15 protein-coding genes are annotated in these 13576 nt (G+C 57.7%); 9 read left to right on the top strand and 6 right to left on the bottom strand.

The window, feature by feature from the left end; genetic code table 11:
• Positions 1 to 8: 8 nt before the first annotated feature.
• Positions 9 to 1004, bottom strand: coding sequence for a GlxA family transcriptional regulator (locus ACWKWM_RS26100; protein ID WP_483848872.1), 996 nt, complete (start codon positions 1002 to 1004; stop codon positions 9 to 11).
• A gap of 133 nt (positions 1005 to 1137) precedes the next feature.
• Here ACWKWM_RS26100 and ACWKWM_RS26095 point away from each other — a divergent pair, with 133 nt between their 5' ends.
• The gene (locus ACWKWM_RS26095; RefSeq protein WP_483848871.1) at positions 1138 to 2274 is read left to right on the top strand and encodes an acyl-CoA dehydrogenase family protein; all 1137 of its coding nucleotides are present in this window, start codon (positions 1138 to 1140) and stop codon (positions 2272 to 2274) included.
• A 146-nt stretch (positions 2275 to 2420) separates the two neighbouring features.
• On the opposite strand, the gene ACWKWM_RS26090 is transcribed toward ACWKWM_RS26095, so the two are convergent.
• Positions 2421 to 3458 (bottom strand): NADP(H)-dependent aldo-keto reductase, encoded by a 1038-nt coding sequence (locus tag ACWKWM_RS26090; protein ID WP_483848870.1) that lies wholly within the window; start codon positions 3456 to 3458, stop codon positions 2421 to 2423.
• 242 nt (positions 3459 to 3700) lie between these two features.
• Here ACWKWM_RS26090 and rplM point away from each other — a divergent pair, with 242 nt between their 5' ends.
• From rplM to ACWKWM_RS26055, 7 genes are all read left to right on the top strand, one after another.
• Entirely contained in the window at positions 3701 to 4129 is a 429-nt protein-coding gene (gene rplM / locus ACWKWM_RS26085) for a 50S ribosomal protein L13 (RefSeq protein ID WP_025166857.1), read from the top strand.
• A gap of 14 nt (positions 4130 to 4143) precedes the next feature.
• Positions 4144 to 4536, top strand: a complete 393-nt coding sequence (gene rpsI, locus ACWKWM_RS26080) for a 30S ribosomal protein S9 (RefSeq protein WP_002555064.1) — start codon at positions 4144 to 4146, stop codon at positions 4534 to 4536.
• Positions 4537 to 4797: 261 nt separating this feature from the next.
• Positions 4798 to 5391: a ubiquinol-cytochrome c reductase iron-sulfur subunit gene (gene petA, locus ACWKWM_RS26075; RefSeq protein WP_483848869.1), complete on the top strand. Its 594-nt coding sequence runs from the start codon at positions 4798 to 4800 to the stop codon at positions 5389 to 5391.
• Positions 5391 to 6602, top strand: coding sequence for a cytochrome b (locus ACWKWM_RS26070; protein WP_483848868.1), 1212 nt, complete (start codon positions 5391 to 5393; stop codon positions 6600 to 6602). Before petA ends, ACWKWM_RS26070 begins: the two co-directional genes overlap by 1 nt.
• Entirely contained in the window at positions 6602 to 7384 is a 783-nt protein-coding gene (locus ACWKWM_RS26065; RefSeq protein ID WP_483848867.1) for a cytochrome c1, read from the top strand. The genes ACWKWM_RS26070 and ACWKWM_RS26065 overlap by 1 nt, the downstream gene beginning before the upstream one ends.
• A 230-nt stretch (positions 7385 to 7614) precedes the next feature.
• Positions 7615 to 8232 carry a glutathione S-transferase N-terminal domain-containing protein gene (locus tag ACWKWM_RS26060; protein WP_349800901.1) on the top strand — a complete coding sequence of 206 codons (618 nt, stop codon included), beginning with the start codon at positions 7615 to 7617 and terminating at the stop codon, positions 8230 to 8232.
• 18 nt (positions 8233 to 8250) lie between these two features.
• On the top strand, positions 8251 to 8664 hold the full coding sequence (locus tag ACWKWM_RS26055) for a ClpXP protease specificity-enhancing factor (RefSeq protein ID WP_483848866.1): 414 nt from the start codon (positions 8251 to 8253) through the stop codon (positions 8662 to 8664).
• A gap of 209 nt (positions 8665 to 8873) precedes the next feature.
• Here ACWKWM_RS26055 and ACWKWM_RS26050 read toward each other — a convergent pair whose 3' ends face one another.
• The 4 genes from ACWKWM_RS26050 to ACWKWM_RS26035 all read right to left on the bottom strand — a co-directional run bounded on the left by ACWKWM_RS26050 (position 8874) and on the right by ACWKWM_RS26035 (position 12366).
• Entirely contained in the window at positions 8874 to 9452 is a 579-nt protein-coding gene (locus ACWKWM_RS26050; protein WP_483848865.1) for a BON domain-containing protein, read from the bottom strand.
• Complete coding sequence (locus tag ACWKWM_RS26045) at positions 9449 to 10042, bottom strand: phosphoheptose isomerase (RefSeq protein ID WP_349800904.1); 594 nt, start codon at positions 10040 to 10042, stop codon at positions 9449 to 9451. Before ACWKWM_RS26045 ends, ACWKWM_RS26050 begins: the two co-directional genes overlap by 4 nt.
• A 138-nt stretch (positions 10043 to 10180) precedes the next feature.
• Positions 10181 to 10552 carry a YraN family protein gene (locus ACWKWM_RS26040; protein WP_483848864.1) on the bottom strand — a complete coding sequence of 124 codons (372 nt, stop codon included), beginning with the start codon at positions 10550 to 10552 and terminating at the stop codon, positions 10181 to 10183.
• Positions 10552 to 12366, bottom strand: a complete 1815-nt coding sequence (locus tag ACWKWM_RS26035) for a penicillin-binding protein activator (RefSeq protein WP_483848863.1) — start codon at positions 12364 to 12366, stop codon at positions 10552 to 10554. The genes ACWKWM_RS26040 and ACWKWM_RS26035 overlap by 1 nt, the downstream gene beginning before the upstream one ends.
• A 234-nt stretch (positions 12367 to 12600) precedes the next feature.
• Between ACWKWM_RS26035 and rsmI the strand changes: the two genes are divergently transcribed.
• Positions 12601 to 13506 (top strand): 16S rRNA (cytidine(1402)-2'-O)-methyltransferase, encoded by a 906-nt coding sequence (gene rsmI, locus ACWKWM_RS26030; RefSeq protein WP_483848862.1) that lies wholly within the window; start codon positions 12601 to 12603, stop codon positions 13504 to 13506.
• The last annotated feature ends 70 nt before the right edge of the window (positions 13507 to 13576 follow it).

Raw genomic sequence — 13576 nt, 5'->3', positions numbered from 1 at the left:
GCTTCATTTCAAGCCGCCTGCTGAAACTGCTGCCGATACTGATTCGGCGACAGTTCTGTGTGCTGACGGAATAGCCGCGCGAAGAAGCTCGCGTCGTCGTAGCCCACTTCATAGCTGATGGTCTTGATGCTTTTGCGGCTTCCTGACAGCAATCCCTTGGCTGTCTCGATACGCAGCCGTTGCAGGTAATGCAGCGGTTTGTCGCCGGTGGCGGTCTGGAAGCGGCGCATGAAGTTACGGATGCTCATGCCGTGTTCGCGAGCCACGTCTTCGAAGCGGAATTTGTCAGCGAAGTGCTCCTCGAGCCAGTGCTGGATCTGCAGGATGATGACGTCCTGATGCAGCTTTTGGCCGCCAAATCCCATACGCCCTGGGGTATAGCTGCGCTGTACTTCGTACAAAATGTCCCGGGCGACGGTTTGCGCGACATTGGCCCCGCAAAAGCGCTCGATCAGATAAATGTACAGATCGCACGCCGAGACTGTGCCGCCAGCGCAATACAGATTGTCGGCATCGGTCAGGTGTTTCTCCTGATTAAGCAGCACTTTCGGGAAGCGCTCGGCGAAGTCGTTGAAGAATCGCCAGTATGTGGTGGCCTCCTTGCCATCTAGCAAGCCTGCCTGTGCGAGCCAGAACACTCCGCTTGCTTCGCCGCACAGCATGGCGCCCCTGGCGTGCTGTTCACGCAGCCACGGCAACACCTGCGGATAGCGTTCGCACAGGGTGTCGAAATTGTCGGAAAAGGCGGGCAGAACGATGATGTCGCTGTTGTCGAGGGCACTGTCCACTGGCAGGACGATCTCGCTGAAGCTGCGCACAGACTGCCCATCCGGGCTTACCAGGCGGGTCTCGAAAGCGGATTTCAAGCCGTGGCCCAGCTGTTTTCCATAGCGCAGGCTGGCGAGGTGAAAGAAGTCTTTGGCCTGCGTCAATGTCGAGGCAAACACTCCATCAATCGCAAGAATGCTCACGCGCCGCAGGGGCACGGTGTGTTGAATAGACATGATCTGTTGTTCTTATATGGGAAAGTGGTCAAGCAACGGCGTGATCGTCTTATTTTTTGGCTAATGTGTCCAGTGTCGTCGCGCATCTGCTGGGCATAGGCTCTGTGGGCCATCCCTTAAGCTACGGTGCCCCATGCTTGCAAGAACACTGTTCAGCTCCGAGCACGAACTTTTCCGCGACAGCGTGCGCAAATTCCTCGAACAGCATGCCGCGCCTTTCCATGCGCAGTGGGAAAAGCAGGGGCATATTGATCGCACGCTCTGGAATCGCGCGGGTGAGCAGGGCATGTTGTGTTCGCACCTGCCGGAAGAGTATGGCGGGATGGCCGCTGACTTTCTCTACACCACCGTGGTGATCGAAGAGATCTACCGGCTGGGCCTGACCGGCATCGGATTTTCCCTGCACTCGGACATCGTCGCGCCCTACATCCTGCATTACGGCAGCGAAGCGCTGAAGCTCAAGTATTTGCCGAAAATGGTTTCTGGGGAGCTGGTGACAGCAATTGCCATGACGGAGCCCGGTGCAGGTTCCGACCTGCAGGGCGTCAAGACCACCGCCGTACTGGACGGTGACGAGTACGTGATTAACGGGTCGAAGACCTTCATCACTAACGGCTATCTAGCAGATCTGGTGATCGTCGTGGCCAAAACCGATCCGAAGGCGGGTGCGAAGGGCACCAGCCTGTTTCTGGTTGAGTCGGGTACGCCAGGTTTCGAGAAGGGCAAGCGACTCGAAAAAGTCGGGATGAAAGCCCAGGACACCTCTGAGCTTTTCTTCCAGGACGTTCGCGTGCCCAAGGAAAATCTGCTGGGACAGGCAGGGATGGGCTTTGCGTATCTGATGCAGGAGTTGCCGCAAGAGCGTCTGACCGTTGCGATCGGTGCCATCTCCTCTGCCGAAGCCGCCGTGCAGTGGACGCTGGAATACACCCGCGAACGCAAGGCGTTCGGCAAAGCGATCGCCGACTTTCAAAACACCCGCTTCAAACTCGCTGAAATGGCCACCGAAGTGCAGATCGGTCGGGTATTCATCGACCGCTGTCTGGAGTTGCACCTGGAAGGCAAGCTGGATGTGCCCACTGCTGCGATGGCCAAATATTGGGCGACAGACCTGCAATGCAAAGTGCTTGATGAGTGCGTGCAACTGCACGGTGGCTACGGCTTCATGTGGGAATACCCGATTGCGCGGGCGTGGGCAGATGCAAGGGTGCAGCGGATTTATGCGGGGACTAACGAGATCATGAAGGAGATTATTGCTCGGTCTTTGTGAAACTCAATTCTTCCTGACTGCTGAGAACCTGTGGGAGGGAGCTTGCTCGCGAAAATGTCGTCAGACGATAGAGACCTATCGTTCATGCCAAGGTCTCGCGAGCAAGCTCCCTCCCACAGTTGTTATTTCAGCGACTGATACGGGGTTTACGGCGCAGGGTTAGGCTGCGCTTTGTGAATTGCATCGATCCCGGCCAATACCTCTTCGGATAACTCTAAATCGAAGCTGGCGATGTTGCTTTCCAACTGCTCCAGCGTGGTTGCGCCGATGATGTTGCTGGTCACAAACGAACGGCTGGTGACGAATGCCAGTGCCATTTGGGCCGGGTCCAGGCCGTGTTCACGGGCCAGCGCCACATAGCTTGCGCACGCCGCTTCCGATTCCGGGTTGAAGTAGCGGGTGAATCGGCTGTAAAGGCTCAGTCGACCTTTCGCCGGACGCGCGCCGTTGGCGTACTTGCCCGACAGCATGCCGAACGCCAGTGGCGAATAAGCCAGCAGACCGCATTGCTCACGGATAGCGATTTCTGCCAGACCGACTTCAAAGCTGCGATTGAGCAGGTTATACGGGTTCTGGATCGATACCGGACGTGTCAATTCGCTGGCTTCTGACGCCTGAAGAAACTTCATGGTGCCCCACGGTGTTTCATTCGACAGCCCGACGTGACGAATCTTGCCGGCCTTGACCTGCTCGTCCAGCACCTGCAGTACTTCAAGCAACGGGGTGAATGTTTCATCCTTGTGCGAGTAACCAAGCTTGCCGAAGAAGTTGGTGCTGCGCTCCGGCCAATGCAGCTGATAGAGATCCAGGTAGTCGGTCTGCAAGCGTTTGAGGCTGGCATCCACGGCTGCAACGATGTGCTCGCGATTGAATTTGAGCTGGCCGTCGCGTATGTAATCGATGCCGTTTCCCGGCCCTGCGATCTTGCTGGCAAGGATCCAGTCTTTGCGGTCGCCATTTTTCTTGAACCAGTTGCCGATGATTTTCTCGGTGCTGGCGTAGGTTTCTTTCTGCGGCGGGACGGGGTACATCTCGGCGGTGTCGATGAAATTGATGCCCGCCGATTTAGCCCGTTCGATCTGGGCGAAGGCCTCGGACTCGCTGTTTTGCTCACCCCAGGTCATGGTGCCGAGGCAGATGGCACTGACATTGAGGTCGGTTCTGCCCAGTTGGCGATAATCCATTTGGCGCTCCTATTTAAAGAGAAACATAAAAGCAGGTTGAAATTTTTTTCGCAATCTGCATAATTCCGCAGCTCTTTGCAGCGGAAGTGATGCTCCCCTGCCCAAGACACCGCCGCAATTGGACGCGCTGACCCGAGCCCCCTATAGCGTCCGTGCCCGGCGGCCTTTGACTTGTCAAAGACCGTACTATTCAGTAAGATCCGCCGTCTAATTTTTGCAGGCGGCCCCTGAGGCTATACAGAATGAAAACTTTTACCGCTAAACCGGAAACAGTAAAGCGCGACTGGTTCGTCGTCGACGCTGCTGGCCAGACCCTGGGTCGTCTGGCCACCGAAATCGCGAGCCGTCTGCGTGGCAAGCACAAGCCGGAATACACTCCGCACGTTGACACCGGCGACTACATCGTCGTTATCAACGCTGAGCAGATCCGCGTTACTGGTGCTAAGACCACCGACAAGATCTACTACTCTCACTCCGGTTTCCCGGGCGGGATCAAGTCGATCAACTTTGAAAAGCTGATCGCCAAAGCTCCTGAGCGCGTGATCGAGACCGCGGTCAAAGGCATGCTGCCTAAGAACCCGCTGGGTCGCGACATGTATCGTAAGCTGAAAGTCTATGCGGGCACTGCACACCCTCATACTGCTCAGCAGCCCCAAGAACTGAAGTTTTAACGGAATAGTTCATTATGTCGGCGACTCAAAATTACGGCACTGGCCGTCGCAAGACCGCAACCGCACGCGTTTTCCTGCGTCCGGGTACCGGTAACATCTCCATCAACAATCGTTCGTTGGACAACTTCTTCGGCCGCGAAACTGCCCGCATGGTAGTTCGTCAGCCGCTGGAACTGACCGAGACTGTTGAGAAATTCGACATCTACGTCACTGTCATCGGCGGTGGTGTGAGTGGTCAAGCTGGCGCAATCCGCCACGGTATCACCCGCGCTCTGATGCAGTACGACGAGACTCTACGTGGCGCTCTGCGTAAGGCAGGCTTCGTAACTCGTGATGCGCGTGAAGTTGAACGTAAGAAAGTCGGTCTGCGTAAAGCGCGTAAGCGTCCGCAGTACTCGAAGCGTTAATTCGCTCTTCGTTCAAAAAAGAACGCCCAGATTCCTCGCGGAACTGGGCGTTTTTTTGTGGGCGTCTATTATTGGGTGTGGCGACATGACTCATTCGCGGACGCCCCCGTTTGCAAGGCCTCCCGTTTTCGCCCCCGGCTAATTCCCTTGTTTGTAGAAGGGCTTTTAATTACCATCCGGCAGGATTTTGACAGCTCGACAATAATTTAATGAGCGCCTGGACACACAGGCCTATAAAAAAAGCTGATGGGAGAGGACGGAATGAGCAATGACGGCGTGAATGCAGGCCGGCGTCGCTTCCTCGTGGCGGCCACATCTGTGGTTGGCGCAGCAGGAGCGGTGGGGGCTGCGGTCCCGTTCGTAGGGTCATGGTTTCCCAGCGCCAAGGCAAAAGCCGCTGGTGCTCCGGTAAAGGTCAACGTCAGCAAGATCGAGCCGGGCCAGCAGATGATCGCCGAGTGGCGTGGTCAGCCAGTTTTTATCGTCCGTCGTACCGAAGAAATCCTCAGCAATCTCGGCAAGATCACCGGCCAGTTGTCTGATCCCGAATCCAAAAACTCCGTTCAGCCCACCTACGTTGATCCCAAGGTTCGCTCGATCAAACCCGAGCTTCTGCTGCTGATTGGCATATGCACGCATTTGGGCTGCTCCCCAACATTCCGTCCAGAGGTAGCCCCGGCCGACTTGGGCAAGGACTGGGTGGGTGGGTATTTCTGTCCGTGTCACGGCTCTCACTACGACCTGGCCGGCCGCGTTTATAAGTCGCAGCCCGCACCACTGAACCTGCCAGTTCCGCCGCATTCCTACGAGTCGGACTCAATCATCGTCATTGGTGTCGATCAGGAGAAAGCGTAATGAGCAAGTTCATGGACTGGATCGATGCGCGCTTCCCTGCGACTTCCATGTGGGAAGACCATCTGAGCAAGTACTACGCGCCCAAGAATTTCAACTTCTTCTACTTCTTTGGCTCCCTGGCTTTGCTGGTGCTGGTTAACCAGATCGTCACCGGTATCTGGTTGACGATGAGCTACACGCCGTCAGCGGAGGAGGCTTTCGCCTCTGTCGAATACATCATGCGCGACGTCGAGTACGGCTCGATCTTGCGGCTATTGCATTCCACTGGCGCTTCGGCTTTCTTCATCGTGGTCTACATGCACATGTTCCGTGGCCTGTTGTATGGCTCGTACCAGAAACCACGCGAGCTGGTGTGGATCTTCGGCATGTTGATCTATCTGGCGCTGATGGCAGAGGCCTTCATGGGGTATCTGCTGCCGTGGGGGCAGATGTCGTACTGGGGCGCTCAGGTGATTATTTCGCTGTTCGGCGCAATCCCGGTCATAGGCAACGACCTGACGCAATGGATTCGAGGCGATTACCTGATTTCCGGCATCACCCTGAACCGCTTCTTCGCATTGCATGTGGTTGCGCTGCCCATTGTGATTCTCGGGCTGGTGGTGCTGCACGTGCTGGCGCTTCACGAAGTAGGCTCGAACAACCCGGACGGCATCGACATCAAGAAGCACAAGGATGAAAACGGCGTGCCTCTGGACGGCATCGCGTTTCATCCGTACTACACCGTCAAGGATATCGTCGGCGTGGTGGTGTTCCTTTTCATCTTCTGCTCGATCGTGTTTTTCTTCCCGGAGATGGGCGGGTACTTCCTCGAAAAGCCGAATTTCGAGCAGGCCAACGCCTTCAAGACGCCCGAGCACATTGCACCGGTCTGGTACTTCACGCCGTTCTACGCGATTTTGCGGGCCATCCCTGACAAGCTCATGGGGGTCATCGCCATGGGCGCGGCGATTGCGGTGCTGTTCGTCCTGCCCTGGCTGGATCGAAGTCCGGTCAGGTCCATGCGGTACAAAGGCTGGCTGAGCCGAATCTGGTTGGTGGTGTTTTGTGTGTCGTTTGTCATTCTCGGGATTCTCGGCGTACTGCCGCCCAGTCCCGGTCGCGCGTTGCTGTCGCAGGTGTGCACGTTTCTGTACTTTGCCTATTTCATCCTGATGCCGTTCTACACGCGTCTGGAGAAGACAAAACCCGTTCCAGAAAGGGTGACTGGCTGATGAAAAAGCTATTTGCGGTGCTGCTGTTGGCTGCCATTCCCCTCTTTGCCTTCTCTGCGGAGCATGGCGGCCCGGATCTTGAAAGTGTCGATATCGATCTGGCTGACAAGCCGGCATTGCAGGACGGCGCGCGAACGTTTGCCAATTACTGCATGGGCTGCCACAGCGCCAAGTTTCAACGTTACGAGCGTGTGGCCGATGACCTCGGCATCCCTCATGAGTTGATGCTTGGGAAGCTGGTGTTCACTGGCGCCAAGATCGGCGATCACATGAGCATCGGGATGCAGCCTGCGGACGCCAAGACCTGGTTCGGGGCTGCGCCGCCCGATCTGACGCTGGTGGCCAGGGTTCGCGGCACGGACTGGCTCTATGGCTATCTGCGGTCGTTCTACGAGGACCCGGCCCGGCCGTGGGGCGTAAACAATAGGGTTTTCCCCAACGTTGGTATGCCCAACGTGCTGGTGGGGCTGCAAGGACGCCAGATCATTGGTTGCAAGCAGATTCAATTGGTCGACGACGGGAAGAAGCAGTACGACCCGCTGACCGGCTCGCCGTTGACCCATGAGTCCTGTGATGAGCTGACCATCGTGCCCAAGACAGGCAGCCTGACTGAAGAGCAGTTCGACGAGAAGATCAAGAATCTGGTGACCTTCCTTGCGTACTCGGCCAACCCGGTCAAATTACAGCATCAGCGTATCGGCACCTATGTCTTGCTGTATCTGGCGGTGCTTTTCGTGTTCGCCTATCTGCTCAAGCGCGAATACTGGAAGGATGTTCACTGATTAATTTGTCGCTTCGTGACACAAGAAACGCGCTCTGGGGAGCCGCTTTCGGGTCATGCACACAGAGCGGGTATAGTGGCTGGCGAAAGATTGCAGAATTTACATCGAGTAAATGAGCTATCTTGTCGCCCGCGACGAACACTCGCTCACTGTGGATGTTGCCGAAAAGCGCTTTCAGAGCGCGTTCGTTTTTCTGCTTTTCGAAAATTAAACAAGCGAGGAGGACCGCCATGGGCGTGACCAACCGGTTGGCCTGTTACTCCGACCCCGCCGACCACTATTCCCACCGCGTGCGCATTGTGCTCGCAGAGAAAGGTGTCAGCGCCGAGATCATTGATGTCGTAGAGGGGCGTCATCCGCCCAAGTTGATCGAGGTGAATCCGTACGGCAGCGTACCAACCCTGGTCGACCGCGACCTGGCGTTGTATGAGTCGACGGTGGTGATGGAATACCTGGATGAGCGTTACCCGCATCCGCCGCTGTTGCCGGTTTATCCGGTAGCGCGTGCCAATAGCCGACTGCTGATCCATCGGATCCAGCGCGATTGGTGTGCATTGGTGGATAGCATTCTGGACCCGCGCAGCAAAGAAGCTGTTCGTGTTCAGGCGCGCAAAGAATTGCGCGAAAGCCTGACCGGCGTTTCAGCCCTGTTCGCGGAAAAAGCTTTTTTCCTGAGCGACGAGCAAAGTCTGGTCGATTGCTGTCTATTGCCCATACTCTGGCGTCTGCCGATTCTGGGTATCGAATTGCCGCGGCCAGCCAAGCCGTTGCTTGATTATATGGAGCGCCAGTTTGCGCGTGAGGCATTTCAGGCAAGTCTGTCTGGTGTCGAACGCGACATGCGCTAAGGCCTAAGGAGCCGTTTGATGAACTCCAGTCGCCCCTATCTGATTCGCGCTCTTTACGAGTGGATCGTGGATAACGATTGCACACCTCACATTCTGGTGAATGCTGAATACCCGGCCGTTCAAGTGCCCCAGGGCTTTGCCAACGACGGGCAGATCGTGTTGAACGTCTCGCCCAGCGCGGTTCGACACTTGCACATGGACAACGACGCGGTCAGCTTCGAAGGCCGCTTCGGCGGTGTGCCGCACACGTTGTACGTGCCTATAGCCGCGATCATGGGCATTTACGCCCGTGAGAATGGCCAGGGCATGGTGTTTGACCTGGAGCCTGCGGTGGATGACGACGAGGACTTCGAGTCCGAAGACGACACCACGCCGCCGGACGACGAGCCACCGCGCCCAACCGGCCGGCCGAGCTTGAAAGTGGTCAAGTAACTGATCATGCGGTAACGAAAAAGGCGATCCTCTCGGATCGCCTTTTTTTGTGTGCGCTATCTACTGCGGGGTATTGGATTCTGTAGGAGCCAACTTGTTGGCGAGGCGGTGAATGCGTTGTGTCAGCCGTTACGCCTCGCGAACAAGTTCGCTCCTACAGATTTGCGCTTCAACACAGTGGGCATCGCGGGCAAGCGCGCTCCTACGGGTCAGTCGATGTACTCAAACAGTTTCACGATCTTCTGCACGCCGCTGACGCCCTGCACCAGGTTGGTGGCGCGGGTCGCTTCCTGCTGCGTGAGCAAGCCCAGCAGATAAACGATGCCGTTCTCGGTCACAACCTTGATGCGTGAGCCCGGGATGGCGCTGTCGGTCAGCATCTCTGTCTTGATCTTGCTGGTCAGCCAAGCGTCATTGCTACGCGCGAGCATGGCGGAGGGCGCCATCACTTGCAGCTCGTTGTTGACCTTCTTGACCTTCTGAACAGCGGCCGCGGTTTGCTCGGCCAGTTGCTTGAGGTCGGCGCGCGGGGTTTGACCGGCGAGCAGCACAATACCGTTGAAGCTGGTGACGACGATGTGCGAGTTGTCATCCAGGTCCGGGCTGGCCTTGGCGATGTTCACCGAGACCTTGGTCTCGATCAGCGAGTCATCGATCTTGCTGCCGAAGGTGCGCGTGCCGCGATCGTCATCGATTGGCTTTTCGCGGCTGGCATTGATTACCGAGCTGCATCCGCTGATGCCCAGGCACAGCGTCAGGGCCAGCAGGCTAAGACGTTTAGAAATCATTCTTCACTCCCGAACAGTTGGCTGTCGATCAAGTCGCATAGGCAATGGATCGCCAGCAGGTGGACTTCTTGAATGCGTGCAGTGACTTTTGCCGGGACGCGGATTTCCACGTCTTCGGGCAACAGCAGCGACGCCATGTCGCCGCCGTCGCGACCCGTTAGGGCCACGACGATCATTTCCCGGTCATGGGCGGCCTGAATGGCTTGCACGATATTGGCGGAATTGCCGCTGGTGGAAATCGCCAGCAGCACGTCGCCGGGCTGACCCAGCGCGCGAATTTGCTTGGAGAAAATTTCGTTGTAGCTGTAATCGTTGGCAATCGAGGTGATCGTCGAGGTGTCAGTCGTCAAGGCGATGGCTGGCAGACTCGGTCGTTCACGTTCAAAACGATTGAGCAGCTCCGAGGAAAAGTGTTGCGCATCGCCCGCCGAGCCGCCGTTGCCGCACGAAAGCATTTTCCCTTCGTTGAGCAGTGCATTGACCATCACCTGACTGGCTTGCTCGATGTGCGGTGCAAGAACCTCCATCGCTTGTTGCTTGGTATCGATGCTGGCCTGAAAGAGCTGGCGAATACGGGATTGCATGTCCATCTAGGTAAACCTTAATAAGGGCGGCTGGCCCAAGCTGTGCGGCCTGCAAAGCAAAGAGCGAATCTGATTGCGGTGTCGTGTTCGCGCATCGAGGCTTCGCACGTCGAGACAAGGATCATCTCTGAGGTGCGGCTTCGATCATGTATCGAAAGCATTCTTCAGCCAGTTCAGGGGAGGTGCGGTGCCGGGATCGCCGTTGATTGCAACGACGTCGAACCGGCAGGGAGCATTTGCCCATTGCGCTTCTTTTTGCAGGAACGACTGGGCAGCCAGTGTGAGCTTTTCCTGCTTGCGAAAATCAACGCTTTCCAGTGCTCCACCCCATCCTGCGTGGCGACGATAGCGAACTTCGACGAATACTACTGTATCGCCGTCGAGCATGACCAGATCGAGCTCACCCCGCCTGCATGTCCAGTTCTGCGTAATCAGCCGTAAACCTTGCTCTTGCAGGTGTCGCAGGGCGTAGGCTTCAGCCTGGCGCCCTGCGGTTTGCCGCGTACCGCTTTGCATCAAGGCGCAGTGTCCGGCAGGCGCTGGATCTGCCCGTTGACGAATTGGGCCCACGGCAGCTGACGCTCGATTCGTTGAGTTGGACCGATCGCCAGGCTGCCAGACAGACCGTCCAGACGGCTATCGGCCAGCGTCTTCAACTGACCCAGGCGTGGTGCCAGGCGGTAAGCGTCGATGCCCATGGCGTACAGACGGCCAAGGCTGCCGCCGGCTTGCGGCCATTGCGCGGTGACTTGCTGGCGCAGAGGGTCGGTCGCGTTCAGCAACCAAGGGGTTTCGCAGAAGCGCACGCCATTGAGATCATTGTATTGCGCCTGATCGCCGCTGTTGGTGAACAGATGCGAGGTGGCATAGACCGGAACGTCGCCTGCGTACTGGAACACCATCGTTGGCTTGATTTGCTGAGCCTGTTGAGGGGTGGCGGCCAAGAACATGAAGTCGATGTCCTGACGACGCGTCGGCTGTGCGGCCACGGTAGCGCCGGTGGTGCTTTGCAGGCTCTTGGCGCGGCTTTCGCTGTTGCGCAGTTGGAATAGCTCGGCAATCTGCTGCGCCAGTGCAACCGGCTGATCGATGCGCTCGGCACCCAGCAAAGTTCCGCCCTTGGCTTGCCAGCTTTGGCGGAATGCATCCAGCACGCGGTCGCCCCATTCGCCTTTTGGCACCATGGCTACGGCGCTGCGCTTGCCGTCAGCCCAGGCACGACGAGCCACTTCACGGGCCTCGTCTTCAGCGGACAGGCCGAACTGGAACAACTGCGGCGGCCCCTCGGCGTTGTTGTCGCTGTAATTCAGGGCCAAGGTCGTGATCGGCAACTGCTCGCGGCTGCTGAGTTGTTTGACCAGGGGTTTTTCCAGCGGACCGACAACAAGTTGCACACCGGCAGCTTTGGCCTGCTGGTAGAACGCGTCCATGGAGGTCACGCGGGAGCTATCGAACACTTCAATCGCAGGGGGATTCTGACCGGCCTGTTGTGCCTGATAGTGAGCAGCCATGAAGCCGTCACGCAATGCGCGAGCAACCGAGGCCAACGCGCCGTCCTGCGGCAACAGCAGGGCAATCTTGGTCAGCGGCTCGCTTTTCAGTTCGCGCAGTTGGGCAAGTGTGGTGGGCAATTGGAGTGCGGCAGGGTGCTGCGGGTTTTGTGCTTTCCAGGCGTCGATGGCAGCCTGTTGCTGCTCGAGCGTGCCGGCACCTTTGACGGCGCGGGCCAGACTCAACCAGCCACCCATCACATCCGTAGCTGCGCTTTGCAGTTGCTCGGAAGGCAGCGCTGCAATCAGCGCCCAGATCGCATCATTGTTGGCGCTGGCGTCGGCACCTTTGAGCATCGGCGACATATAGACGCGCTCGCTTGCTGCTGCCAAAGCCTGACTGTCAGCTTCCAACGCCTTGGCGCGGACGGTGTGCGCGCGAACCTGCAGATCAACCGGCATTTCGTCCAGGTGTTGCAGGCTTGGATGATTGAGCGCGGTCAGCGCAGCTTTGGGCTGGCTGCGGATCATTGCCAGCTCGGCTGACAGGGTGCTGGCGTAAATCTGCTTGTCGGGCTTGAGCTGGTCCATTTTGACCTGTTCAAGGATGCTGGCGGCGCGACCTGGATCATTCTGGCGCGCGGCCTGGTCGGCGGCGGTCAGTCTGAGCAGTGCAGCCTGGTCCGGAGACTTGGCAGCCGCGGCCTGTTCGAGCAGTTGCTCGATGCTGGCGTCAGGTGTGCGTGGAAGTTCACCTAGGCTGGAGGAGGGCGAGCTGGCGCAAGCCGCCAATAGGGCAGCCAGGCAGAGGGCAGTGAACAGCCGCAGGCAAGCGATCATGTGTATGTTCCTGATACTCGAGCAAATTAGCGTGGAAGTGTACCCAAGCACTGGCCGGGGCGCGACGTTAGTGGCGTCAAGGCCTCGATATTGGTCGCGCGGGAGCGCGATATCGCGACATGTCGCAGGTTGCTGCATCCTGACTGGACCGTATTCGGAGTTTGAATCGTAGCGTCCGTTCATTTTCACTCTCCTTGTACCCGTCACCCGCTTGAAGCGCTCTTACGCTGTACAATGCGGGCTTTTACTGACCATGAGGTGTGCGCTTTGACTGCTCCAGGTGCTTTGAATTCCACTGCCGGCTCGCTTTATGTGGTGGCGACGCCGATAGGCAACCTGGACGACATGAGTGTGCGCGCGTTGAAAGTGCTGCGTGAGGTGGCGTTGATCGCCGCCGAGGATACCCGGCACTCATTAAGGTTAATGCAACATTTCGGCATTGCCACACCTTTGGCCGCCTGCCATGAGCATAATGAGCGCGAAGAGGGCAGTCGCTTCATTACGCGTTTGCTGGCTGGTGACAGCGTTGCGCTGATCTCCGATGCGGGCACGCCGCTGATTTCCGATCCCGGATATCATCTTGTGCGTCAGGCCCGAGCGGCCGGGATACAGGTGGTGCCGGTGCCAGGCGCCTGCGCGCTGATCGCTGCATTGTCCGCCGCCGGTTTGCCGTCCGACCGCTTTATCTTCGAGGGGTTTCTGCCCGCCAAAGTGGTGGGGCGCAAGGCTCGACTCGAGCTGATAAAAGAAGAGCCGCGTACGCTAATTTTTTACGAAGCACCGCATCGCATCCTTGAATGCCTGCAGGATCTGGAAGAGGTGTTCGGTGCTGATCGCCCGGCGGTGCTGGGGCGTGAATTGACTAAAACTTTTGAAACGCTCAAAGGTCTGCCTTTGGGAGAGTTGCGCGCATTCGTGGAAGGCGACAGCAATCAACAGCGCGGTGAGTGCGTGGTTCTGGTTGCCGGCTGGAGTGAGCCTGAGGGTGAAGATGTGATCGGCGCTGAAGCGCGTCGGATTCTGGACTTGTTACTCAAGGATTTGCCGCTCAAGCGTGCCGCTGCATTGGCTGCCGAGATCACCGGCGTGCGCAAGAATCTGCTTTACCAAGTGGCGCTGGATAAGCAAAAGGGTGAGTGATCCGCTGGCAGGGGGCCGTGACGGATTGGCGCATGCAGGGTGATAAAGCTTGTTCTCAAGCCACCGTCCC

The organism is Pseudomonas rosaeacicularis, assembly GCF_057128745.1.
The sequence above is the reverse complement of the archived record's forward strand: the minus strand, read 5'-3'. Positions and strand labels throughout refer to the sequence as shown.